The 23,522-nt window shown below is 69.2% G+C and carries 24 protein-coding genes and 1 tRNA gene; 13 read left to right on the top strand and 12 right to left on the bottom strand.

All coding sequences use genetic code 11. The annotated features are described in order from the left end of the window. Positions 1 to 1,232 (top strand): FAD-dependent oxidoreductase (locus G7B71_RS03990; protein ID WP_166038088.1); only part of this gene is annotated, 1,232 nt, incomplete at its 5' end. Here the strand turns inward: G7B71_RS03990 and G7B71_RS03985 are convergent. After that, a complete protein-coding gene (locus G7B71_RS03985) occupies positions 1,229 to 1,717 on the bottom strand; it encodes an SRPBCC family protein (protein WP_166038085.1) in 489 nt (162 codons plus the stop codon). The genes G7B71_RS03990 and G7B71_RS03985 overlap by 4 nt on opposite strands. Beyond that, positions 1,710 to 2,057, bottom strand: coding sequence for a metalloregulator ArsR/SmtB family transcription factor (locus tag G7B71_RS03980; protein WP_166038083.1), 348 nt, complete (start codon positions 2,055 to 2,057; stop codon positions 1,710 to 1,712). The genes G7B71_RS03985 and G7B71_RS03980 overlap by 8 nt, the downstream gene beginning before the upstream one ends. A gap of 115 nt (positions 2,058 to 2,172) precedes the next feature. Between G7B71_RS03980 and guaA the strand changes: the two genes are divergently transcribed. The 3 genes from guaA to G7B71_RS03965 all read left to right on the top strand — a co-directional run bounded on the left by guaA (position 2,173) and on the right by G7B71_RS03965 (position 4,520). After that, positions 2,173 to 3,744 carry a glutamine-hydrolyzing GMP synthase gene (gene guaA / locus G7B71_RS03975; RefSeq protein ID WP_166038081.1) on the top strand — a complete coding sequence of 524 codons (1,572 nt, stop codon included), beginning with the start codon at positions 2,173 to 2,175 and terminating at the stop codon, positions 3,742 to 3,744. A 159-nt stretch (positions 3,745 to 3,903) separates the two neighbouring features. Further along, positions 3,904 to 4,176, top strand: a complete 273-nt coding sequence (locus tag G7B71_RS15545) for a VOC family protein (protein WP_207774706.1) — start codon at positions 3,904 to 3,906, stop codon at positions 4,174 to 4,176. Beyond that, the gene (locus G7B71_RS03965) at positions 4,173 to 4,520 is read left to right on the top strand and encodes an ArsC family reductase (protein ID WP_166038079.1); all 348 of its coding nucleotides are present in this window, start codon (positions 4,173 to 4,175) and stop codon (positions 4,518 to 4,520) included. The genes G7B71_RS15545 and G7B71_RS03965 overlap by 4 nt, the downstream gene beginning before the upstream one ends. Positions 4,521 to 4,624: 104 nt before the next feature. On the opposite strand, the gene G7B71_RS03960 is transcribed toward G7B71_RS03965, so the two are convergent. Next, on the bottom strand, positions 4,625 to 5,599 hold the full coding sequence (locus G7B71_RS03960; RefSeq protein ID WP_207774705.1) for a hypothetical protein: 975 nt from the start codon (positions 5,597 to 5,599) through the stop codon (positions 4,625 to 4,627). Between the two features lie 228 nt (positions 5,600 to 5,827). On the opposite strand from G7B71_RS03960, the gene G7B71_RS03955 reads away from it, so the two are divergent. Together G7B71_RS03955 and G7B71_RS03950 are read left to right on the top strand one after the other, a co-directional pair. Beyond that, a complete protein-coding gene (locus tag G7B71_RS03955; RefSeq protein ID WP_166038076.1) occupies positions 5,828 to 8,371 on the top strand; it encodes a PAS domain S-box protein in 2,544 nt (847 codons plus the stop codon). Further along, a complete protein-coding gene (locus G7B71_RS03950; RefSeq protein ID WP_166038074.1) occupies positions 8,368 to 8,817 on the top strand; it encodes a cytidine deaminase in 450 nt (149 codons plus the stop codon). The genes G7B71_RS03955 and G7B71_RS03950 overlap by 4 nt, the downstream gene beginning before the upstream one ends. 174 nt (positions 8,818 to 8,991) lie before the next feature. On the opposite strand, the gene G7B71_RS03945 is transcribed toward G7B71_RS03950, so the two are convergent. Beyond that, the gene (locus tag G7B71_RS03945; RefSeq protein ID WP_166038072.1) at positions 8,992 to 9,927 is read right to left on the bottom strand and encodes an isopenicillin N synthase family oxygenase; all 936 of its coding nucleotides are present in this window, start codon (positions 9,925 to 9,927) and stop codon (positions 8,992 to 8,994) included. Between the two features lie 227 nt (positions 9,928 to 10,154). Here G7B71_RS03945 and G7B71_RS03940 point away from each other — a divergent pair, with 227 nt between their 5' ends. Beyond that, on the top strand, positions 10,155 to 10,589 hold the full coding sequence (locus G7B71_RS03940; protein WP_166038070.1) for a hypothetical protein: 435 nt from the start codon (positions 10,155 to 10,157) through the stop codon (positions 10,587 to 10,589). 52 nt (positions 10,590 to 10,641) lie between these two features. On the opposite strand, the gene G7B71_RS03935 is transcribed toward G7B71_RS03940, so the two are convergent. From G7B71_RS03935 to G7B71_RS03920, 4 genes are all read right to left on the bottom strand, one after another. Next, positions 10,642 to 10,716, bottom strand: a tRNA-Glu gene (locus G7B71_RS03935). A gap of 53 nt (positions 10,717 to 10,769) precedes the next feature. Beyond that, complete coding sequence (gene recJ, locus G7B71_RS03930; RefSeq protein ID WP_166038113.1) at positions 10,770 to 12,539, bottom strand: single-stranded-DNA-specific exonuclease RecJ; 1,770 nt, start codon at positions 12,537 to 12,539, stop codon at positions 10,770 to 10,772. An 84-nt stretch (positions 12,540 to 12,623) separates the two neighbouring features. Continuing rightward, positions 12,624 to 13,364: an NUDIX domain-containing protein gene (locus G7B71_RS03925; protein WP_166038068.1), complete on the bottom strand. Its 741-nt coding sequence runs from the start codon at positions 13,362 to 13,364 to the stop codon at positions 12,624 to 12,626. A gap of 99 nt (positions 13,365 to 13,463) precedes the next feature. Next, complete coding sequence (locus G7B71_RS03920) at positions 13,464 to 13,721, bottom strand: DUF6356 family protein (RefSeq protein ID WP_279338391.1); 258 nt, start codon at positions 13,719 to 13,721, stop codon at positions 13,464 to 13,466. Positions 13,722 to 13,822: 101 nt separating this feature from the next. Between G7B71_RS03920 and G7B71_RS03915 the strand changes: the two genes are divergently transcribed. The 3 genes from G7B71_RS03915 to G7B71_RS03905 all read left to right on the top strand — a co-directional run bounded on the left by G7B71_RS03915 (position 13,823) and on the right by G7B71_RS03905 (position 16,751). Further along, on the top strand, positions 13,823 to 15,148 hold the full coding sequence (locus G7B71_RS03915) for an FAD/NAD(P)-binding protein (protein WP_166038065.1): 1,326 nt from the start codon (positions 13,823 to 13,825) through the stop codon (positions 15,146 to 15,148). 101 nt (positions 15,149 to 15,249) lie between these two features. Continuing rightward, positions 15,250 to 16,530 carry a cell division protein FtsZ gene (gene ftsZ / locus G7B71_RS03910; RefSeq protein WP_166038063.1) on the top strand — a complete coding sequence of 427 codons (1,281 nt, stop codon included), beginning with the start codon at positions 15,250 to 15,252 and terminating at the stop codon, positions 16,528 to 16,530. Continuing rightward, complete coding sequence (locus tag G7B71_RS03905) at positions 16,527 to 16,751, top strand: hypothetical protein (RefSeq protein WP_166038061.1); 225 nt, start codon at positions 16,527 to 16,529, stop codon at positions 16,749 to 16,751. Before ftsZ ends, G7B71_RS03905 begins: the two co-directional genes overlap by 4 nt. Before the next feature lie 42 nt (positions 16,752 to 16,793). On the opposite strand, the gene G7B71_RS03900 is transcribed toward G7B71_RS03905, so the two are convergent. Continuing rightward, the gene (locus tag G7B71_RS03900; protein WP_166038059.1) at positions 16,794 to 17,795 is read right to left on the bottom strand and encodes an alpha/beta hydrolase; all 1,002 of its coding nucleotides are present in this window, start codon (positions 17,793 to 17,795) and stop codon (positions 16,794 to 16,796) included. Between the two features lie 193 nt (positions 17,796 to 17,988). Between G7B71_RS03900 and G7B71_RS03895 the strand changes: the two genes are divergently transcribed. Continuing rightward, on the top strand, positions 17,989 to 18,573 hold the full coding sequence (locus G7B71_RS03895; protein ID WP_166038057.1) for a hypothetical protein: 585 nt from the start codon (positions 17,989 to 17,991) through the stop codon (positions 18,571 to 18,573). Positions 18,574 to 18,591: 18 nt separating this feature from the next. Here the strand turns inward: G7B71_RS03895 and G7B71_RS03890 are convergent, their stop codons facing one another. Together G7B71_RS03890 and G7B71_RS03885 are read right to left on the bottom strand one after the other, a co-directional pair. Next, the gene (locus G7B71_RS03890; protein ID WP_166038055.1) at positions 18,592 to 19,029 is read right to left on the bottom strand and encodes a CBS domain-containing protein; all 438 of its coding nucleotides are present in this window, start codon (positions 19,027 to 19,029) and stop codon (positions 18,592 to 18,594) included. 106 nt (positions 19,030 to 19,135) lie between these two features. Then, positions 19,136 to 20,026, bottom strand: a complete 891-nt coding sequence (locus tag G7B71_RS03885) for a universal stress protein (RefSeq protein ID WP_166038053.1) — start codon at positions 20,024 to 20,026, stop codon at positions 19,136 to 19,138. A 168-nt stretch (positions 20,027 to 20,194) separates the two neighbouring features. On the opposite strand from G7B71_RS03885, the gene G7B71_RS03880 reads away from it, so the two are divergent. Further along, the gene (locus G7B71_RS03880) at positions 20,195 to 21,049 is read left to right on the top strand and encodes a universal stress protein (protein WP_166038050.1); all 855 of its coding nucleotides are present in this window, start codon (positions 20,195 to 20,197) and stop codon (positions 21,047 to 21,049) included. Next, positions 21,046 to 22,680 (top strand): MBL fold metallo-hydrolase, encoded by a 1,635-nt coding sequence (locus tag G7B71_RS03875; RefSeq protein ID WP_166038048.1) that lies wholly within the window; start codon positions 21,046 to 21,048, stop codon positions 22,678 to 22,680. Before G7B71_RS03880 ends, G7B71_RS03875 begins: the two co-directional genes overlap by 4 nt. On the opposite strand, the gene G7B71_RS03870 is transcribed toward G7B71_RS03875, so the two are convergent. Beyond that, complete coding sequence (locus G7B71_RS03870) at positions 22,637 to 23,449, bottom strand: universal stress protein (RefSeq protein ID WP_166038047.1); 813 nt, start codon at positions 23,447 to 23,449, stop codon at positions 22,637 to 22,639. The two genes, G7B71_RS03875 and G7B71_RS03870, sit on opposite strands and share 44 nt — an antisense overlap. Between the last annotated feature and the right edge of the window lie 73 nt (positions 23,450 to 23,522).

Genomic DNA, 23,522 nt, shown 5'->3' with positions numbered 1-23,522 from the left:
CTCCGACCTCGCTCGCGGCGGCCCGCCCGGCCGCGGCTCAGGTCGGCGGGCGCCCGGCCCCGGTCGCGGTCCCGGCGTCGCCGCTGGACGTGGCGGTGGTCGGCGCCGGCGTGTTCGGCGCGTGGACCGCGGCCAAGCTTCGGGACGCCGGATTTCGGGTTCTTCTGGTCGACCCGTGGGGGCCGGCCCATGCCCGCGCCTCGTCCGGCGGGGAGTCGCGAATGATCCGCGGCGCCTATGGCGCGGACGAGATCTATACGCGCATGGCGCTGTCCTCGCTCGAGGAGTGGCGGGCGCTGTCGCGGACCGCGGGGCTGCCGCTGTTCGCCGAGACCGGCGTGCTGTTCTTCTTCCCCGACCGCGACCCCTATGCGCTGGCGACGATCGAGGTGCACCGCCGCTTCGGCCTGCCGACCCAGGTCCTCGAGCGGGCGGAGATGGCACGGCGATTCCCCGCGATCGATTTCGAAGGCGTCGCGCTTGGCCTGTACGAGCCGCAATTCGGCGTGCTGATGGCGCGGCGGGCGGTGCAGACCCTGGTGGCGCGGTTCGTCGAGGCCGGCGGCTCCTATCTCGCCGCTCAGGTGCTGCCGCCGGACGCGGCCGCTGGACGCCTCACCCAGCTGCGCACCGTCGACGGCCAGACGATCAATGCCGACCGCTTCGTCTTCGCGACCGGGCCGTGGCTGCCGCGGCTGTTCCCCGACCTGCTCGCGCGGCGGATCAGGCCGACGCGGCAGGAAGTGTTCTTCTTTCGCCCGCCGGCCGGCGACCCGCGCTTCGGCCCGGGCCAATTGCCGGGCTGGGCCGATTTCAACGGCGGCGACCTGTTCTACGGCATGCCCGACCTCGAGGCGCGTGGCTTCAAGATCGCGCGCGACACGCATGGGCCGGTGATGGACCCGGACCTTGGCGACCGAGTCCATTCCGCCGAGGCGCTGGCACGGGCGCACGCGTTCATGGCGCGGCGCTTCCCGGCGCTTGCCGACGCGCCGCTCAACGAGAGCCGGGTCTGCCAATATGAGAACAGCGCCAATGGCGACTTCCTGATCGACCGCCACCCGCGCTGGCACAATACCGTGCTGGTCGGCGCCGGATCAGGCCACGGCTTCAAGATGGGGCCGGCGGTCGGCGCCTATGCCGCCGCCTTGGCCACCGGCGCCCCGCTCGCGATCGAGCCGCGCTTCTCGCTCGCGAGCAAGGCCGAGAGCGGCGAGCGCCTCGTACACTAGGCCGTGGCGCCGAGTCCTTTCGCGACTTCGCCGAGCTGGTCGGCGCAGGTGCCCCAGCCGTCGTGGAAGCCCATCTTGGCGTGGGTGTCGGCATCGGCCGAATTGCGGTGCAGGGCGACGGCGCGGTAGCGGGTCTTGCCGTCGCCGGCGTCCTCGAAGGTGACGATCGCGGTGAACGGGAAGCCGCCGCAATCCTCGATCGCCTCGACCGGCCGGTAGCCGCCGCGAAGCGCCGAGGTCCACACCACCTTCTCGCCCTCGACGACCTCGAGGAAGCAGCCCTCGCCTTCATTGTCGAAGCCGTCGGGGCCGGTCATCCGGGTGTAGAAGCGGCCGCCCGGGCGAAGGTCCATGTCGACCTCGGGCGTCTGGTACGGCCGCGGCGCCCACCATTTCCTGACCTGCTCGGGATCGGTCCAGGCCCGCCAGACGAGGTCGCGCGGCGCGTCCAAAGTGCGTTCGAGGACGAGGTCGTGGTCAGCCATTCTTCTCTCCCTTGCTCTTCATCTCTGCGACATGGGCCGCGAAGCGATCGAGGCGACTTTCCCATTCGTGGCGGAGCTCGGCGAGCCAGCGTTCGGTGGCGGCGAGCGCCTCGCCCTCGATCCGCACCGTGCGCACCCGGCCCTGCTTTTCGGAACGCACGAGGCCGCTGTCCTCGAGCAGCTTCAGATGCTGGAGGACAGCGGGCAGGCTCATCTCCAGCGGCCGGGCGATCTCGCTGACCGAGGCGGGCCCACGGGTGAGGCGAGCTACGATTCCCCGTCGGGTCGGATCGGCGAGCGCCTGGAAAGAGCGATCGAGGCTGGGTGATTGGTTAAGCACATGCTTTAGTATCGCGAGGAAAGGGCCGGCGCAAGACAGTTTAGCGATTGCCTAACTATCGGTCCGGATGTGCCCGCGCCTTTACAGCTCGCGGCGTGGTTCCTATCGCCCGGCCATGACGGTCCAGCCTTCCGAATCCATCCTCATCGTCGACTTCGGCAGCCAGGTGACGCAGCTGATCGCGCGCCGCGTCCGCGAGGCCGGCGTCTATAGCGAGATCGCGCCCTTCACGATGGCCGAGGAGGCGTTCAAGCGGATGAAGCCCAAGGGCATCATCCTGTCGGGATCGCCGGCCGGAGTGCCCGAGGAGGGCAGCCCGCGGGCGCCTCAGGTGCTCTTCGACAGCGGCCTGCCGATCCTCGGAATCTGCTACGGCCAGCAGGTCATGACCCACCAGCTCGGCGGCGAGGTGCGGCCCGGGCATGAGACCGGCGAGGGCGGCGAGTTCGGCCGCGCGTTCCTGACCGTGACCGAGGAGTGCAAGCTGTTCGACGGCCTGTGGCAGGTCGGCGAGCGCCACCAGGTGTGGATGAGCCATGGCGACAAGGTCACCCGCTTCGCCCCCGGCTTCCGAATCGTCGCGACCAGCGACGGCGCCCCGTTCGCGGTGATCGCCGACGACGAGCGGCGCTATTACGGCACCCAGTTCCACCCCGAGGTCGTGCACACGCCCGACGGCGGCAAGCTGATCGCCAATTTCGTCCGCCACGTCTGCGGCTGCGCCGGCGACTGGACGATGGCGGAGTTCCGCAAGACCAAGATCGAGGAGATCCGCGCCCAGGTCGGCAAGGGCCGGGTGATCTGCGGCCTGTCCGGCGGAGTCGACAGCGCGGTCGCCGCGGTGCTGATCCACGAGGCGATCGGCGAGCAGCTGACCTGCGTGTTCGTCGACCACGGTCTGATGCGGTCGGGCGAGGCCGAGCAGGTGGTGAGCCTGTTCCGCAACAGCTACAACATCCCGCTCGTCCATGTGGACGCGGAGGAGATGTTCCTCGGCGGCCTCGCCGGGCTCACCGACCCGGAGGCCAAGCGGAAGTTCATCGGCGGCGCCTTCATCGACCTGTTCGAGGAGGAGGCGCGCAAGATCGGCGGCGCCGATTTCCTCGCCCAAGGCACCCTCTATCCGGACGTGATCGAGAGCGTCAGCTTCACCGGCGGCCCCAGCGTGACGATCAAGAGCCACCACAATGTCGGCGGCCTCCCCGAGCGGATGAACATGAAGCTGGTCGAGCCGCTTCGCGAATTGTTCAAGGACGAGGTCCGGGCGCTCGGCCGCGAGCTCGGCCTTCCGCAGGCCTTTGTCGGCCGCCACCCCTTCCCCGGCCCAGGCCTCGCCATCCGGATCCCCGGCGAGGTCACCAAGGAGCGCTGCGACATCCTCAGGAAGGCCGACGCGATCTATCTCGAGGAGATCCGCAACGCCGGCCTCTACGACGCGATCTGGCAGGCGTTCGCGGTGCTCCTGCCGGTCAAGACGGTCGGCGTGATGGGCGACTATCGCACCTATGACAGCGTCTGCGGGCTTCGCGCGGTGACCAGCACCGACGGCATGACCGCCGACGTCTATCCGTTTGACGGCGCCTTCCTGAGCCGCGTGGCGACGCGGATCGTCAACGAGGTCAAGGGCATCAACCGCGTCGTCTACGACTATACGTCGAAGCCGCCCGGCACGATCGAGTGGGAGTGAGGCGCCGGTGAAGCCGCGCCTGTCCGTTCTGACGCTGGCGGTGTCCGACCTGGAGCGGTCGGTGGCTTTCTACCGGGATGGGCTCAAACTACCGACCGAGGGCATTGTCGCCGCGAGTTCGAGCATGGCGCGGTCGCCTTCTTCGACCTTGCCGGCGGGGTGAAGCTGGCGGTGTGGGCGCAGGCCGACCTCGCCCATGACAGCGGCCTTCCCGCGGCGCCGGGCAGCTCCACCTCCTTCTCGATCGGCCACAATGTCGCGAGCCGCGACGAGGTGGACGGCGTGATGGCGCAGGCCCGAGGCGCCGGCGCGGAGATCGTCAAGCCGGCGCAGGACACCTTCTACGGCGGCTATGCCGGCTATTTCACCGATCCCGACGGCCATCTGTGGGAGGTCGTCTGGAACCCCGCCAACCTACCGGACGACAAATGACAGCGACCCTCTACGGCATTCCGAACTGCGACACGGTGAAGAAGGCGCGCGTCTGGCTCGACGCGCGCGGAATCGCCTATGATTTCCACGATTACAAGAAAGCGGGAATCGACGAGGCGCGGCTTCGCTCCTGGGTCGGCGAGCTTGGCTGGGAGACGGTTCTCAACCGCGCCGGCACGACCTTCCGCAAGCTGCCCGAGGCGGACCGGCAGGGGCTCGACGCGGACAAGGCGGTGGCGCTGATGCTGGCGCAGCCGTCGATGATCAAGCGGCCGATGCTAGACCTCGACGACCGCCGAATCGCCGGCTTCAAGGCGGAAATCTACGAAGCGGCGATCGGCTGACGACACGCGCAAATCGGGCAGCCGTCGCGGGGAACGGCTGCCCGATCGCAGCGGCGTAAAGGCGCCGCGCCTGCTGCGGGCGCGCCAGGCCCGCCGATCACGCCCTACTGCTCGGTGATCGGAGTTCCGCCGATCGCGAGCTCGGGCACATTCCCGTTGAACCGGTTGGTACCGTAGGAATTGAGGATCGCTCCCCCCGATATCTGAACGCCGAAGCCGTTGCCGGTGACGGTGGTATCGCCGATGCGGATCCGCGAGCCGGCATTGCTGGCGATGATCCCGTTGCTCGGATTGAGGGTCACCGACGAGTTGGCAATCATGATGTTGACCGGCGTGGTGGAGTTCGCGGTGTTGACCGAGAAGCCGCTTGCGTTGCGCGAGATCAGGCTGCGCTCGACAACCAGCGTCACGCCGACCGTAGAGAGCAGATTCTCGACCCGGATGCCGTTGCCGGTATTGTTCAATACCCGCACATTCTCGATCGCTGCGCTGATCGAGCCGCCGGCGACCGTCGGGTTGAGCAGTATTCCGCCGGTGCCGTTGACGATGGTGACGTTCTCCGCGTGGAAGCGCATCGCGGTGGTCGGCTGGATCGAGACGCCGTGAGACGTGGCGCCGTTGCGCTGGTTCTGGATGAACACGTCCTCGAGCGTCAGCGACGCGCCCGAGATGAAGCGCACGCCGTTGAGCCCGGCCGTGGTGCCGGCGCCGTTGATCGACAGGCCGCGCAGGATGACGTTGATCGTCCCCGGCGTGGCGGTGGCGCTGTCGTTGATGACGATGCCGTTGACGCCGCCGGAATTGAGCACACTGCCGAACGTGCCGGTACAGTCGATGGTGATCGACTTGGTGATGGTGACGGCGCCGAAGCCGCCCGGATCGAGGCAGTTGATCTCGCCGCCCGCGGCGGTCTTCGAGATCGCCCCGGCGAAGGTCTTGCACGGGGCGGTGCGGCTGCACGGATTGACGTCATCGCCGACGCCCGACACCCAGGTGCGGGTCGCTTGGCCGTAGGCAGGCGTGACGACGGCAAGAGCAAGGACGGCCGCGGCCGCCATGCGGAAGCAGGTCTTCAGCATAGTTGAGTCCCCCAGTTGCTGCGACTCAACATAGCACGGATCAAATATTAGCCGAAGTAACCAATCCTCCTGGTCAACAACGGACCGCCAGGAAACTGAGCAGCGTCCGCTTCTTACTTTCGCCTGTCTGACAGCGGCCCGCACGTCGCCTGCCATCTCCACAAGTCATTGAAAGTGCGGAAGATGCGGCTAAGGGAAGGGTGAACAAGCAAGGGAGAGGACGGCCAGGTGGCGAGTGAGGCGACCCCTGTCGAGAACGGGGCCGACTTCCTGTCGGGCGGCGGAGCGATGGGCGCGCTGATCCGGACACGCGACTGGTCCGATTCGCCGCTGGGGCCGCCGGCCGACTGGCCCGCCATTCTCAAGTCGACGGTGGCGCTGATGCTGCCCGCGGCGGCGCAGATCGTGCTGTTCTGGGGGCCGGAGTTCGTCGCCCTCTACAACGACAGCTACGCGCCGACGATCGGCGACAAGCATCCCCGCGCTCTCGGGCGTCCGGCGCGCGAGAATTGGGCGGAGCTGTGGGACGACCTCGAGCCGCTGCTCGCCAGGGTCCGCGATGAGGGCGAGACCGTGTCCGCCGAGGACCGCCCCTTCTACATCGAGCGGCACGGCGCGCCGGAGACGGTCTATTTCGACATCTCCTACTCGCCGGTGCGCGACGAAACGGGGCGGATTGGCGGGGTCCTGTGCCTGGTCAAGGAGACCACCCAGAAGGTGCTGAGCGAGCAGAGGGTCCGCGCCAGCGAGGCCCGGCTGCGCAACATGGCCGACAATCTGCCGGTGATGGTCTGGGTCACCGACAAGGACGGCCAGTGCGTCTATCTCAACCGCTACTGGTTCGACTTCACCGGCCAGAGCGAAGCGGAAGCGCTGGGCGCGGGCTGGCTCGACGCCATCCATCCCGACGACCGCGCTTCGACCGGCGAGACCCTGTCCGACGCCACCGCGAGGCGCGAGCCGTTCCGCCTTGAGTACCGGCTTCGGCGGGCGGACGGCGTTTATCGCTGGGCGATCGATTCAGGGGCGCCCCGCTTCGGCGCGAAGGGCGAGTTCGCCGGCTTCGTCGGGTCGGTGATCGACATCGAGGAACGGCGCGCCGCCGAGGACGCGCTGCAGGCCAGCGAGGCGCGGCTCCGCCTCGCCACCGAGGCCGCCTCGGTCGGCGTATGGGACTTCAACCCGCGGTCCGGCGAGTTGAGCTGGGACGCCGGCACGCGGGCCGCCTTCGGCCTCTCGCCCGACGCACCGGTCGATTACGACCGCTTCGTCGCCGCCATCCACCCGGACGACCGCGCCGCCACCGACGCGGCGGTGAAGCGCGCGCTCGATCCGGACGGGCCCGGCGGCTATGACGTCGAATATCGGACGATCGGCGTGGAAGACGGCGTCGAGCGCTGGATCACCGCGCGTGGCCGCGCCGTCTTCGAAAATGGCGAGGCGGTGCGCTTCATCGGCACCGTCATCGACATCAGCGCGCGCAAGGCCGCCGAGGCGGCGCTCGCCCGCGAGATCGTCGAGCGGCGCCGCACCCAGGAGGCGCTGGCCGACCTCAATGCCTCGCTGGAGCAGCGCATCGCCGACGCCATCGCCGAGCGCGAGCGGATGCAGGAAGCGCTGCGGCAATCGCAGAAGATGGAGGCGGTCGGCCAGCTCACCGGCGGCATCGCCCACGACTTCAACAATCTGCTGACCGTGATCACCGGCAATCTCGAGCTCGCCCAGCGCCAGCTCGCCGGGTCCGGCAACGCCCGGCTGGAGCGCAACATCGCCAATGCCCTGACCGGCTCGGAACGCGCGGCGGTTCTGACCCAGCGCCTGCTCGCTTTCTCGCGCCGCCAGCCGCTCGCGCCCAAGCCGATCGACCCCAACAAGCTGGTCACCGGCATGTCCGACCTCTTGCACCGCTCGCTGGGCGAGACCATCGCGGTCGAAACGGTGCTCGGCGCCGGCGTGTGGCGGATCGAGATCGACCCCAACCAGCTCGAGAACGCCATCCTCAACTTGGCCGTGAACGCGCGCGACGCGATGCCCGATGGCGGCAAGCTCACCATCGAGACCGCCAACACCCATCTCGACCGCGCCTATGTCGCCGAGAATAGCGAGGTGCTGCCGGGCCAATATGTCGCGATCTGCGTGACCGACACCGGCACCGGCATGGACGAGGAGACGATCGCCCGCGCCTACGAGCCCTTCTTCACCACCAAGGAAGTCGGCAAGGGCACCGGCCTCGGCCTCTCGATGGTCTACGGCTTCGTCAAGCAGTCGGGCGGCCATGTGAAGATCTATTCCGAGCCCGGCGAAGGCACGTGCGTGAAGATCTACCTGCCGCGCCTCGCCGGCGACGTTCGGGAGGACGAGGAGAAGGACGCCGCGCCGGTGCCGGGGGGCGACGGCCGCGAGACCATCCTGGTGTGCGAGGACGACGAGGACGTTCGCGCCTACACGGTCGAGGTGCTGCGCGAGCTCGGCTACCGAGTCCTCGAAGCGGTCGACGGCCCGGCGGCGCTGCGCCGGCTCGAGCAGCGCGACGGCGAGATCGACCTGTTGTTCACCGACATCGTGCTTCCGAGCGGAATGAACGGCGAAGTGCTGGCGCAGCAGGCGCGCGCGATGCGGCCCGATCTCAAGGTCCTGTTCACCACCGGCTATGCGCGCAACGCGATGATGCACCAGGGCCGGCTCGACCCCGGAGTCGAGCTGATCACCAAGCCCTTCGCCTATGCCGAGCTTGCCGCGCGGGTGCGCGATATGCTTGACGGCGGCGCATGACCCACAGGAACGATCTCATCGCCCGCGCCCGCCAGGCGGCGCTCAAGGCCTATGCCCCCTATTCCGGCTTCAGCGTCGGCTGCGCCGTGGAATCGGTCGACGGCCAGGTGGCGGTCGGGGCGAACATGGAGAATGCCTGCTTCCGGCTCGGCGTGTGCGCCGAGGTGTCGGCGCTGACTGCGGCGCAGCAGGCGTTCGGGCTCGACCGGGTGGCGCGCATCGCCGTCGTCGGCGGCCGGGTCGAGAATGGCGCGCTCGCCGGCGAGATGGTGGTGACGTCGTGCGGCGGCTGCCGCCAGTCGATCCTTGAGGCGGCCCAGCTCAGCGGCAACGACGTCGAGATGATCTCGGGCAGCGGCGACGGGGCCAAGGTGGACGTGAGGCGGATCTCCGACCTGCTGCCGCTCGGGTTCGGGCCGGACAATCTGAAGGACGCGGCGAGCTAAAAACCCCTCTCCCCTTGCGGGAACATCAGGTCGGTCGTGCCCCCGGCACGACCTGAACAGCGCGGGGCGCTGTTCACCTGATGCTGGTGGCTGAGCGAAGCGAGGCCGGGTGAGGGCAATACGTGCGTGCCCTCACCCTCCCATCCCTCTCCCGCAAGGGGAGAGGGGCCAAGATTACGTCAGCTTGATCTCGCGCAGGCGCTGCTGGAGGAAGTCGTGCGCGGTGATCGCCGGATCCGGCGCCCGCTCCTCGTTGCAGCCGGGCAGCGGATCGATCAGGTAATCCGGCCGGAAGTGCAGGAAGAAGGGCATCGAGTAGCGCGACACGCCGCGGCGCTCGGGCGGCGGGTTGACGACCCGGTGCGAGGTCGACTTCAGCACATAGTTGGTCAGGCGCTGGAGCATGTCGCCGACATTGACGACGAGCTCGCCCTCACGCGGGGTGACCGGCAGCCACTGGCCGTCGCGGTCGAGCAGCTGGAGGCCCGCTTCCTCGGCGCCGAGCAGAAGGGTGATGGTGTTGATGTCCTCATGAGCGCCGGCGCGCACGTTGGGGCCGTCGCCGGGAACCGGCGGGTAATGGAGCAGGCGAAGCACCGAATTGCCGTCGCGCACCGTGTCGACGAAGAAATCGGGCGCGAGGCCGAGATAGCGGGCGATCGCCTCGAGGATTCGCGCCCCGGCCTTGTCGAACGCCGCGAACAGCTCGAGGAAGGTCGCCTTGAAGCTCTCGACCTCTTCCGGCCAGACGTTGCGCGGCATCATCGGCTCGTAGGGATGGCCCTCCGGAAGCTCGCGGCCGACATGCCAGAATTCCTTGAGGTCGAAGGCGGTCGCGCCCTTGGCGGTCTCGATCCCGAACGGCGTGTAGCCGCGCGCGCCGCCGCCGCCGGCGATGTGGTAGGCGCGCTTCACCTCCTCGGGCAGAGCGAAGAAGGCCTTGGCCTTCTCCTCGGCGCGGGCGATGAGATCGGCCGGGATGCCGTGATCCGCGACGACCGCGAAGCCGTAGCGTTCGAACGAGCCGCCGATGGCGGCGGCAAAGCCCTCGGGGTCCCGATCGGACTCGGTGAGGGAGACGGAAGCGATTGAATCGAGCGTGGTAGCCATGGCGCTTCCCTAGCCGAGCGCGGGCGCCAATGCGACTCCGGTGAAACCCGGAGGGCTCGCCGCGCGTGCCCATGGATTGCTTCGTCGCTGCGCTCCTCGCAATGACGGCCGGATGACCAACCATCCCCGCCCTTTCCTGACGCTCGGGTGGTGGCGGCGACCGCATGCCTACTTCTCCTGCCGCGCCTGCCGGCCTAACTGGCTCTATGACGAGACGATATCCGTTCATGCTGGCGACCTGCCTGGCAATGTCGACCACGACCGGCGCGGCACTGGCCTACGGCATCCGTCAACCGGCCGAACCATCGGCGACCATCCCCGCCGGCACGGGCGTCATTTGCATCATGGCGATCTTCAACGCGGTGGCGGAAGTCGGCAGGCGCTGCTTCCCCGGACAGGATCCGGAATTCCAGGCCGAGCTCGGTCGAGCCGTCGATCAAATCGATCAGTACGTTCTGCGCAATTCCGCTGCGACTCCAGCCGACCTGGAGCGATTCAAGCAAGAACAGGCCAATGTTGGCGAGCCCTCGGCTGCCGTCTGTCGGTCCGAAGTGATCGGGATGTACCGGAACCTGGCGAGGCGCGGCACCGCTAGCCTGCGATCGGAGACGGAGGCGCTTGTCGCCCGGCCTGGCCCGCCGGAATGGGGGGACTGCCTTTAGCTGGAATAGCCAGGCCGGCGCTCATCGGACTGGCGAGGCGCCGCGGCGAAGATGGTGACCCCTACGGGAATCGAACCCGTGTTTCAGCCGTGAAAGGGCCGCGTCCTAACCGCTAGACGAAGGGGCCGTCGAGCCGGAGCGGCGCACTTAGGGCGTGAGGCGGAGGGGGTCAAGCCGCCGTCAGTCGGCGAAGGCGGCGTCGTCGAGATGGAGCTCGGCGGAGGCGCGGCCATTCCAGTCGTCGCGCTTCATCCGCCCCGCCAACCACAGCTTGCGCGTGCCGGCGGCGAGCAGCGCCTGGCCGAGCGGCTGGTCGGCCATGCGGAAGCCGACCGCCTTCACGCGCCGGCCGTCCTCGCCGCTGACCAGCAGCCGGACATGGCCGCTGCCGACCACGTCCGCCTTGATCACCTTTGCCGGGCCCGCGACGACGCGCGGCGCCGGCCAGCCGGCGCCGTAGGGGCCGCCCGCCTCCAGCGCGTCGCACAGGTCCGGGCAGATGCCGCCGCAGGCGAGCGCCGCGTCGATCAGCAGGCTGCGGTCCTCGCGGGCGCGGGCCACGTCGCCCGCCAGCCGCTCCTCGAGGAAGTCCGACAGCGCCTCGACCTTGTCGGCGGCGACGGTCAGTCCCGCCGCCATGGCGTGGCCGCCGCCGGCGACGAGCAGGCCGCTGTCCTTCGCGGCGAGCACGGCGGCGCCGAGGTCGACGCCGGAGATGGAGCGCCCCGAGCCCTTGCCGATTCCGGCGCCGTCGAGCGCGATGACGATGGCCGGGCGGCGGGTCTTCTCCTTCAGGCGACCAGCGACGATGCCGATCACTCCAGGGTGCCAGCCGGCGCCCGCCGTGATCACCACCGCGCGATTGTCCTGGTGCGCCGCCGCGGCCTGCGCCGCCTCGGTCACCAGCATCTCGATCGCCCGGCGCTCTTCATTGTGATGGTCGAGCTCGACCGCGATCGCAGCCGCCTCGAGCGGGTCGTCGGTGGTGAGCAGGCGGACGCCGAGGTCGGATGTTCCGACCCGGCCCGCCGCATTGATGCGGGGGCCGAGCGCGAAGCCGAGATCGGAACAGGCCGGCGCGCGGGTCAGCCGCGAGGCATCGATCAGCGCCGCCATGCCGATGTTGCGGCGCTGCGCCATCACCTTGAGGCCCTGCGCGACGAAGGCGCGGTTGAGGCCCTTGAGCTGGGCGACGTCGGCGACCGTGCCGAGCGCAACGAGATCGAGAAGCTCGATCAGCTTGGGCTCGGGCCGGGCTCCGAAATGGCCGCGGGCGCGGAGCGTGCGCAGCAGCGCAGCGCCGAGCAGAAAGGCGACTCCGACCGCGGCGAGATGGCCGTGCGCCGCCGCTTCGTCGGCCTCGTCGAGCCGGTTCGGGTTGACCAGAGCGAAGGCCTCGGGGAGCCGCGCGGCGCATTGGTGATGGTCGACGACGATGACCTCGGCGCCGGCCGCCTTGGCCTCGGCGAGCGCGTCGAAGGCCTGGGCGCCGCAATCGACGGTGACGATCAGCCTGGTGCCGCCCTCGACGATACGCACCAGCGCCGCGCCGGACGGGCCGTAGCCCTCCATCAGCCGGTCGGGGATGTAGGCCGCCGGCTTGAGGCCGAGCTCGCGCAGAAGCCGGATCAGCAGCGCCGCCGAGGTCGCGCCGTCGACGTCATAGTCGCCGAAGATGGTGACCGGCTCGCGCGCCTCGACCGCGTCGGCAAGGCGCGAAGCGGCGGCCTCCATGTCACGGAAAATGGCGGGATCCGGCATGAAGCCGCGGATCGTCGGGGTGCGGTGGCGCGGCAAATCGTCGCGGGCGACTCCGCGGGCCATCAATATCTGGTCGATGAGGTCGTCGGGCTTGAAGCCGTCGTCGGTCGCGTCGGCGGCGCTGTGGCGCCAGCGCCAGGCCTGGCCGCCGAGCGAACGCTCGACGCCGCACACGAGGGAGGAGGCCATCAACATGGCGTGCAACCTAACCCACTGCGAGTTGGAGGTGAATCCCGCGCGAGGGTAAAGACCGCTTTGATTGTGGATAAGCGCTCAGCGGCGGCGCGCGGTCTCGAGCAGCTCGGCGGTGACCGGATAGCCGAGATCGTCGGGGATGCAGACCCAGGGCACGCCGTCGCGCTGCTCAACCCAGGGCGTGATCATCCGCACCTCGCGGCGCTCGGCATCGGCGCGCGCCTCGGCGAACGAGCCGTAGCGCGCCAGCCGCTCGAGATTGCGTCGGGTCGGGAAGATGGCGTGGGCGCGGTCCGATTCCAGCTCGGCCAGCACGTCCTTCGCGCTCGCCCAGAAGGCGCGGGTCACCTCGCCCGGCTGCGGCGACGGCTCCCCCACCCCATCCGGCGCCGCGGCGAGGAAGAAGGTCGCGTCGAAGCGGCGGGTCTCGCGGAAATTCGGGCACCAGCGCGCGAACGGAACGAGGCCGGCGAGGTCCAGCGCCGTACCGGCTTCGGCGAGAAGGTCCGCGAAGTCGCGGCCGGCGAACAGGCCGGTCCGAAGCGTCTCGACCTGGCCGGAGACCAGCCCGGAGACCGGCACGATCCCGGTCTCCTCGATCGTCTCGCGCACCGCCGCGATCCTCGCGGCATCGCCACCGAGCCGCTCGGCCGCCGCATGGTCCTGGGCGTCGATCCGCCCGCCGGGGAAGACCAGGGCGCCGGCCGCGAAGGCCATGTGGCCGGGCCGCTCCATCATCAGCAATTCGGGCGGGCCGTGCGCCACGTCCCGCATCAGCACCAAGGTCGCGGCGGGAACGGGGGGCGGCAATTCGTCCATGGCCGCCTAGCTAGGGGGCCGGGACGAGAAGTCAAAAGGCCGATTCTTGGCGATCGCGTTTGCCGGTCCGGCAAGCGATGGCTCGCCTCGCAACCGCTCCTAGATCTCGAACTCGAGCAGGGGGGGCTCCTGCGCGCCGGGCTTGTGGCCCTTCTTCAGCTCGTCGTTGAGGCGGACGATGGTGTTGGTCGCGGTGGTGGTGAAGATTCCGGGGAAGATGCCGTGGACGAGACAGGCGCCACCCGCCGCCAGCATGCGCGTGCCGACTCGAGTCGCGCGCTTGAAATGGGCGCCATAACCCATCCCGGCTTCCGCCAAATGGCCGCTACCGGCCCCAAAAAGACCCTTGCCCGACATCCCCGACCTCATGTCTAGAACGGCCGGCGACAGGCTCGGCCCCTTGGCCGCCCCCATAACGCAAGGAGCGGCGGGATGACAGAGCGGACGGGGGACGGCGAGTGAACAGGCATGTGGCGATCATCGGCGGCGGCTTTTCCGGCGCCATGCAGGCGGTGCAGCTGCTTCGCCGCGGCGTCGGCCGAGTTACCCTGATCGAGCGTGCCGGCGCCCCGGGCCGCGGCCTCGCTTATGGCGCCGCCCATCCCACCCACCTGCTCAACGTCCGCGCCGGCGGGATGAGCGCCTATCCCGACGATCCCGGCCATTTCGCGCGCTGGCTGGAGGCCCGGGGGGACGGCGACGCCGCCGCCTTCGCGCCGCGGCTGGTCTATGCCGAATATGTGCGGGAACAGCTGCGCGAGGCGATGGCGGCCGCGCCCGGCCGGCTCGACCTGGTCGAGGATGACGCGACCGGCGTCGACACGGCTTCGCGAGGAGTTGCGGTCACCCTCGCCAACGGCGCTGGGATCGAGGCGGATGCCGCGGTCCTGGCGATCGGCAACTCGCCGCCCAAGCCGCCGCGGATGCTGGCCGAGGCGGATCTGCCGGCGGAGCGCTTCTTCGCCGATCCCTGGCTGCCCGGCGCTGCCGACGGGCTGGCCCGCGACGATTCCGTGCTGGTGATCGGCACCGGCCTCACCATGGTCGATCTCGTCCTGCTGCTCGAGCAGCGCGGGTTCGAGGGGCCGATCCTGGCCGTCTCGCGGCGCGGCCTACTTCCGCGCGCCCACGCCGCCGGGCCGCCGCCGCAGCCGCGCAGCGCGGTGCCGACCGGCGCCGCCTCCCGACTGCTTCGCGAGGTTCGCGAGCAGGGCGAGGCGAACGGCTGGCGGCAGGCGGTGGACGCCCTGCGACCGGTCACCCAGCGCTTGTGGCAAAGCACGACTCCGGACGCCCGCGGCCGCTTCCTCCGCCACTTGAGGCCCTGGTGGGACGTCCATCGCCACCGAATCGCGCCCGAAATCCACGCCCGGCTCCAGGCGATGGCCGACAAGGGGCAATTGCGCGTCGCCGCCGGCAAGCTGGTCGGCGCCGAGAGCCGCCGGGACGGCGTCGAGGTCGAATGGCGGCCGCGCGGCGCGAACGGGACAGACCGGATCAACGTCGCGCGCATCATCAACTGCACCGGGCCGGAGGCGGACCTGCGCGGCACCGCCGATCCGCTGCTGCGCACCCTGCTCGAGCGCGGCACGATTCGCCCCGACCCGCTCGGCATCGGAGTCGACGTCGACGGCGAGTCGCGCGTGATCGCCGCCGACGGCCGGCCCCGGGACAATCTCTTCGCGGTCGGCCCGATCACCCGCGGCTCCTTCTGGGAAATCGTCGCGGTCCCGGACATCCGCTCTCAGGTCGCCGGAGTCGCCGCAAGACTGGCCGAAGACTAGGCCCCGCAACCGATACGGCGGCCGACAGTAGATTCCCGAGATTGGCCGTTAACCATTCCCCGCCCATTCTGTCAGCCGAGTCGTGGGCGGGGTATCTTGTTGTGAACGATAGTATTTTTTCTTTCGGCGAGCGCTGGGGCGAGCCGCAGGTCGAGTCGCTGGAGCCGGAGATCGTCGTCATCGGCGTCGGCGGGGCGGGCAACAACGCCGTCGAGGCGATGAACCGCAAGGAGCTGCTGGGCGTCCGCTTCGTCGCGCTCAACACCGACGCCCAGGCCCTGCGCGCCAGTTCCTGCGAAGAGCTCGTCCAGATCGGCCGCTCCAACCGTGGGCTCGGCGCCGGATCGGCAGCCGAGGTCGGCCGTGCCGCGGCGGAGGAATCGATCGCCGACATCGAACGGGCGCTGGCGGGCGCCCATATGTGCTTCATCGCCGCGGGCCTCGGCGGCGGCACCGGCACCGGGGCCGCGCCGGTCGTCGCGGAGGTCGCGCGCCGGCTCAACATCCTCACCGTCGCCGTCGTCACCAAGCCCTTCGCCTTCGAAGGCCGCCGCCGAATGCGCGCGGCAAGCGCGGGCCTGGAGCGCCTCGCCGAGCAGGTCGACAGCCTCATCGTCGTGCCCAACCAGAATCTGTTCCGGGTCGCCGACGCGGCGATGACCCTGAAGGACGCCTTCGTCCATTCGGACGAGGTCCTCTACCGGACGATCCGCAGCGTCTCGGACCTCATCACCTCGCCGGGCCTGGTCAATCTCGACCTCGCCGACGTGCGCTCGGTCCTGTCCAACACCGGCCGTGCGCGTGTCGGAGTCGGCGAGGCGAGCGGCGCCGAGCGCGCCGCGACCGCGGCCCAGCGCGCGATGACCGACCCGCTTCTCGACGACGACATGGGCGAGGCGCGCGGCCTTCTCATCTCCATCTCGGGCGGCAACGACATGCTCCTGACCGAGGTCGACGAGGTCGCCTCGACGATCGCCGACATGGCGATGCCGGACGCCGACATCATCTGGGGCACGACCCACGATCCCGACCTTGCCGGCCAGATCCGGGTCTCGGTGGTGGCCGCCGGAGTCGGCCGCAAGCAGGTCTCCGAGGCCGCCAGGCCGCAATCGCCCTCGCTTGCCGACCTGGTCCAGCCGGCAGCCGAGCGGCCGGCCGCGACTGCCGCGTGCTCTGTCGAGAATCGTGAGCCCGCGCGCACTCCGGCGATCCTTCCCGCGCCCGAGCCGACGGAGGACGAGCTGATGCGGCTCATCCAGCGCCCGGTTACCGTCTCCCGTGCGCCGGTGCCGGAACCCATGCCGGTCCGCGACGTCGGCTTTCGCAAGCCGACCCTGTTCGAACGCATGATGTCTCCGGCCGGACAGCGGCAGGCGGCATGAGACGCACCGCCCGACTCGGCTCGAACAACGCGCCGCGCGGGGCGGGCAGCGGCGAGGCGCGGCCGCGGCGGATCGGCCTGCTGTGCCGGCTGGGCTGCCACGAGGCCGAGCCCGACGGAGCCTTCCAAGGCGCGCATTTTCTCAGCCGATGCCGCGGATGCGGGGCGGCCATGGTGCGCACCGGCGCGTCCTGGTCGATGGCGCCGGCGCGCGTCCGCTAAGGCCAAGCCGGCGCGGCCAGTGCTCTCGGGTGAAGGGTAGCATCAGGCCAGAACCGGTTCGCTCGGCTGTCCTGCATCGACGATCTCGACAGCCGTGAGCGAGCACTCCCGCATCTTGGCTCGGCCGAGGAAATCGGCCACCCATCGGTTCACCTGATCACCCTGCCCCACCATCAGATGCCCGCCGGAACCGAGGATGTGGAACTCGGCTTGGGGAATCTGCTCGGCAGTGAAGCGCGAGCCGGGCAGGGTCCCGAACAGATCGTCCTCAGCGGAGACGATGAGGACCGGCATCTTCAGCCGGTTGAGCGGCCAGGGTGACAGAACCGCCGCGCCGTCGACCGCGAGGCCCGCCATCCGATCGGAGAGGGGCAAGACGCTCCTCATGATGTCCGTGACCTTGGCGCGCTCGGCTTCGGCTGCGCCGGCTTCGACCTCGGGCGGAACGCCGAGGAACCGGACGATGGAGCGGCGGGCGACCTTGGTCATGGCCCAATAGAGAAAGTCGGCGGATCCTTCGATCAGCCGGAGGACCAATTGGCTCTCGAAGCTCTCGTCCGGACCGACGGACTGGGTCGGATCGTAGGTGCGCGGTACCAGCAGCACGAGCGCGGCCACCCGGTCCGGGTGACGCAGCGCGAGCTCGACGGCGCTGGGGCCGCCTGCCGAGGCTGCAATCACGACCGTGCGGGCGACACCGAGATAGTCGAGCAGCGCCGCGTGCGCGTCGGCCTGAGCCGCGGGCGATGCATCCTCGGGCACCGGCGTCTTCAGATATCCGAACCGCGACGGCGCGATCACCCGGTGGCCGTCGCCGAAATCGCGGCCGATGATCAGCCCCTGATCGAAGCCGCCTCCCGCGCCGTGGATGAGCAGCAGCGGCTCGCCGGCTCCCTCCTCCCCATATTCGATCGGGCCGGCGGCTGTCGGAGCCATCCTGCTCTTCTCGGCGAGCCTGGCACGGGCGGCAGCGATGTCCCGGCGATAGGAGGCGAATGACAGGACTCCGATCGCGACTCCCGCCAAGGTTGCGCCAACGATCATCGAGCGAGCGCCCATTTGCTTCGTCCCACTTTGAGTCATCGCGGAAGCTGCGCCGGACGCGCCGCCGCGGCCATAGGTGAAACCCCTAAGGAACGAAGTGGGTAATCCTACCTACCGGCCCGGATACGGGACACTGCGTATCCGCGGCACCCGCCCCCTGGGTTTATGCGTCGGCGGTGGAGGGAGAGCCGTCATGCTGTTGAAGCCCAGAATCACCACGGCCGCGCTGCTCGCGGCGCTGCTCGCCGGCTGCATGACGGCGACGCCATACCAGCCGGAGGCCGCCGGTCAGCGGGTGTCTGGCGGCTATTCCGAGCAGCGGCTCGGTCCGGATCGCTATCGGGTTCACTTTCACGGCAACAGCATGGCTTCGCGCGACCGCGTCGAAGGCTACATGCTGTATCGGGCCGCCGAGCTGACGGTCCAGAATGGCTACGACTGGTTCGTGATCGTCGACCGCCACACCGAGCATGAGGTCGAGACCTATGCCGTGCCGGATCCCTTCTATCGGCCCTGGTACGGCAGCCGCTACGGCTATTGGCGCCCGCACTGGCGCTACTATCGCCAGGGACATGGCTGGACGCGGTGGCATCCCGAGGTGGGCGGCCCCTTCTGGACGGACCGGCTCGACATCCGAACCGTTGAGCGGTTCGAGGCGGATGCCGACATCGTGATGCGGCGAGGCCCGATCGCGGCCGGCGAGGATCGCGCGTTCGATGCGCGCCGCGTCATGCAGGATCTCGGGCCCAGCATCGAGCGGCCGCGCGACGGCTCCTGAGGCCGCTCTGCCCGCGCGCTAACTGATCCGGACGTGCTGAACGGAGGGTTCGCAGATCTCGCTGAGTGCCTCGGCAACCTCGTCGCCGTCCTGGTCCATGCGTGCGATGTCACCAACCGTCACGATCCCGACCGGCGCGCCCGCCTCGTCGCACACGGGGAGGCGGCGGACCTGGAGATCGGCCATCCGCTGCAGCACGTCGTCCAGTTCCTCGTCGACCCGGCAGGTCACGACCTCATGCGACATGACCGTCGCGATCTCGTCATCGAGATCGCGACCGCTGGCGACCGCGCGGACGACGATGTCGCGGTCGGTGAGCATTCCCACCACCTCGTCGTCATCGACGATCGGGAGGACGCCGATGTCCCCAGCCGCCATGAACCGCGCTGCCTCGAAGATGCTGTCGTCGGGCCTCATCGAGTGAACCGGGCTGCTCATCACTTCCCTGATCTTCACCGTTCGCCTCCATCCTCTTGCGGTCCACGCACCCTACCGGCGCGGCGCGCTCCACCGCCATAAGGAGAGGTCCTTAGGCGGTGGGACCGAGCTCGCCTGCGGGCGCCTAGTGGCCGATCAGCAGCGGGAGGTCGGCCAGCTTCAACATCGCGCGCGTCGTCCCGCCGAGGACGGCCTCGCGGAACCGCGAATGACCGTAGCCGCCCATGACGATGTAGGCGGCGCCGACCTGGGAGGCCTCGTGGAGAAGGGCCTCCCATAGCTCGCGCGTGCCGAGCTCGATCTCGCGCAGGTCGGACTTGATCCCGTGCCAGCCGAGATATTCGGACGCCAGGGTGGCGGGGAAGGCCGTCTCCTCGCGTGTCGCGATGGCGATGTGGACGCCCGACGCCCCTCTCAGCATCGGCAGGGAGGCCTTAAGGGCGTTGCAGGATTCCGGCGATCCGTTCCACGCGACGAGGGCGCGCCCGAAGCAGTCGAGGCTGCGCCTCCGCGCCGGCATGACGAGGACCGGCGGCCTTGCGTGGACGATGACCTCGCCGGAGAGGCTGAGCGCATCGACCGCGGACCACGGGTCCTCGCCCGGCCCATTCAGGACGACCACGTCGGTCAGGCGGGACAGGTCGATCAGCGACTGGGCGACATCGCCGGTCACTTCCTGCCAGGCCCAGAGCACTTGCTCCGCGCGCAATCTGTCCTCCAGCCGCTGGCGGCGTTCGGCCTTGGCCTGCTCGATTTCCTCGATGAACTCCGGAATGGCCACCGCACCGCCGAGCGCGTTGACGCCGACATAGCCGCTCCTGAACGGATTGATCTGCACGCAGGTGATGTGACCTTCAAACGCGCGGGCCAGGTCCAGCGCCGCCTCGACACGAGCTTCCTGCCCCTCTTCGCCGTCGACGTGGAGGAGAATGGACCGCAGCCCTGCACCCCGGTCTGCGCTCGACAGGGTCAAGGCCGGCTCGAGTCCGGCGGCATTACGCTGTTCGACCGACATGGCCCGGCTCCTTGCGCTGGTGATTGCGGCGGTCAGCATGAGCGCCGCGACCGACTCGTGCTCTCCGTAAACCTCCCTAGTCTCGCGCTCCTCCGTCTACGGGTGATTGCGTATCCCGGCCGCCGGGCGCCCGGCCTAATCTCCGGTGGCGGGTTTGGGAGCATGTTCATGAAGAGGATCCTCGTCGCCGCCGACCTGACCGCGGGATCGGCGGCTGCCGTGGGCCGGGCCTGCCGGATCGCGAATGCGCAGAGCGCCGAGCTGCGCTTCCTGCACGTCCTCCATGCGCCCGCAACCGAGCGCGAAAGGGAGGCAGCACGGCTGGCGCTCCATGATCAGGTCGAGAACCATTCGGCAGCCCCGCAAGGAGTGGAGCTCGACCTTGCGATCACGGTCGTCGACGGAAACCCTGCTGAGAGCATTCTCGATGAAGCCGGGGATTTCGCAGCCGACCTGGTGGTGCTCGGGACACATGGCGAGCCGAAGCTCAGCGATGCGATCTTCGGCACCGTCGGCTCGCACGTGATGCGACATTCCAACTGCCCGGTGCTGGTGGTCCAGGATGATGACGGCCGGCCCTATGAGCAAATTCTCGCCGCAATAGGCGGGGACGAGGATGATCGCCTCCTGCAGATGGCGTTCACCATCTCCACGCCGAAGGACGTCCACATCGTCCACGCCTATGGTTCGGCGTTCGAGAGCCTGTTCGGCACCGGCGACGTCATGGAGGACGTCCGCACCGAGCAGGAGGTGCAGCTCCTGCGCGTGCGCAGGAGTCTCGCCGCCGCCGGCGTCCCCGCTTCGTCGGTCCGGCTCCACAACGTCGTCCGGGAAGGCGATGTGATGGACGTGATCGGAAGCGCCTGGCGCGAGGCCGAGCCGGACCTACTCGTAATGGGAACCCATGGACGTGGAGGGATCGCTCGCCTCTTCCTCGGCAGCTACGCCGAGCACGTCCTGTTCGGCTACCGATCCGACATCCTTATCCTGCGCAGCGGCGGGCGCACAGCTGCACCAGCATGATCGCGCCCACCGTCACGATCCACGGCGCTGCACAGACCGTCACCGGCTCGTGCTTCGAACTCGCGCTGGGGAAGCGCAACCTGCTCGTCGATTGCGGCTTGTTTCAGGGCTCCCGGACGCTGGAGCGGCTGAATCGCGAGCCTTTCGCCTTCGCTGCGGGCCGGCTGGATGCGGTGGTTCTCACCCATGCCCACCTCGATCATAGCGGGCTTCTTCCCCGCCTCGCGGCCGAGGGCTTCGCCGGCACGATCTGGTGCACCGGGGCAACCGCGGACCTGCTCGAGGTGATGCTCGCGGACGCCGCGCACATCCAGGAGCAGGAGGCACGGCGGCGCAACCGCCGGGCGGACCGGGCCGATCTGCCGCCGGTGCGTCCGCTCTACACCAGCGAGGACGCGGAGCGGGCGGTCGCGCTGATCCGCACAGCGTCCTACGAAGAGCAGTTCGAGCCGGCGCCCGGCTTCCAAGGGCGGTTCTGGAACGCGGGCCATATCCTCGGCTCGGCCTCTGCAGAGGTCTTCGCAGGGGGCTCGCGCTTGCTCTTCTCGGGCGACCTCGGCCCCCAGCACAAGGCGTTTCACGCGGATCCGGTCGGACCTCATGGCGTCGATCATCTGTTTTGCGAGAGCACCTATGGCGATCGCGATCGCGACGACGCCAGCCCGGACAAGCGCCGGGCCCTGCTCGAGACGGAGGTCAAGGAAGCGCTTCGACAGGGCGGTAATCTGGTCATTCCCGCCTTCGCGCTCGAACGGACTCAGGAGCTGCTGCTCGATCTTTCCGTCCTCATCGACAGCGGCCGTCTGCGAAGCACTCCCATCTTCATCGATTCACCGCTCGCCAGCCGCGCGACCGAGGTTTTCGCCAGGCATCAGGCGAGCCTCGAAGATCTCGGCTCGGGCGACATGTTCGGCCACCCCGCCTTCCACTTCATCGACTCCGTCGATGCATCGATGCGGCTTAATCATGTCTCCGGCGCGATTATCATCGCCGCATCGGGCATGTGCGAAGCCGGCCGCATCCGCCATCACCTCCGCCACAATCTGCCGCGGGGGGACTCTACCATCCTGTTCGTCGGATTCCAGGCGCAGGGCAGCCTCGGCCGGACGATCCTCGAAGGCGCGAAGCGCGTGCGGCTGTCGGGCCGCGACGTCGCGGTTCGGGCGCGGATCAACAAGCTCGACGTCTATTCCGCCCACGCCGACCGCGAGGAGCTCGTCGCGTGGATGAAGGCGCGAAGGCCGGTTCGCGGCAGCGTCTTCCTCACCCATGGCGAGCCGCAGGGGCTCGAGGGGCTGCGCTCGGCCGTCGAACAGGACTTCGCCTCAGTGATCCTCCCGGAGATCGGGGAGCGTTACGAGCTTCCCGCAGGCGCAGTCGCGCGCCGCCTGACCACAGGTCGCATGGACCTGCGCGAGGCGGTCGGCCGCGACTGGCAGAACGACTATGCCGACTTCGCGGTGAACCTGAAGCAGCGGCTCGAGCACGTCGAGCCGGCGGAACGGCGCGAGGCGATCGCACAGCTGCGCGGCGTCCTGGAGCGCTTCTCGGCACACCGGGACGCGCGCAAGGCGGCGCGCGCCGCGCCTAGTGCCCGACCAGCAGCGGCAGGGCGTCCTGCTTCAGCATAGCGCGCGTGACGCCGCCGAGGACCGCCTCGCGGAAGCGCGAATGTCCGTAGCCGCCCATCGCGACGAACGAGGCGCCGAGGTCCGCGGCGGTATCGGCGATCGTCTCCCACACCGAGCGGTTGCCCGGCCGCATCTCGATCAGCTCGGCGGAGATGCCATGCCAGCCGAGATATTCGCAGGCCTGAGTGGCCGGGAACGCGTCACCTTCCTCCTCCACGGTGAGAACGTGGACCGCCGAAGCGGACTTGAGCAGCGGCAGCGCGGCGCGAAGGGCATGGGAGGACTCGGCCGACCCGTTCCACGCCACCACGGCCGGACCGAAGCAGTTGAACGAGCGCGGTTCGCTCGGGACCGCGAGGATCGGCGTAGGAGTATGGACGAGGGTTTCTCCGATGATCGACATCGCGCCATCCCGGGCCGCGCCGTTTGTGCCCGCAAGGCTGAGCACGACGACGTCCGCGAGGTGCGAACAGTCGACGATGCTCTTCGCGGTGTCGCCATCCGCCTCCACCCAGGACCAGCACGCGTCCTCCGCCGCCAGCTGCGCCTCGAGCCGCGCCCGGTTCGCCGCGCGCTTCTCGTTGAGTTCGTTCATGACTGCCGGAATCGCGTAGACGCCGCCAAACGGGTCGCCGAGGACGTAGCTCTGATAGGGAGTCACCTGGATGCAGGTGATGTGGCCCTGGTCGGCCCGGGCAAGGTCGAGCGCCGCCTGGAGCCGGGCTTCCAGCCCGCCATCTTCGTTCGCGTAGAGGAGGATCGATTTCATCGTGCTGCTCCCATGTGCATGAGCATGGGCTACGCCGGCGGTCCCGGGCGGGCATTACGCAGTTTTCCGGACC

It is taken from the genome of Sphingosinicella sp. YJ22 (assembly GCF_011320075.1).
Lineage (GTDB): Bacteria > Pseudomonadota > Alphaproteobacteria > Sphingomonadales > Sphingomonadaceae > Allosphingosinicella.
Note: the sequence above shows the minus strand (reverse complement) of the source record. Positions and strands in the feature narration are given on the sequence as shown.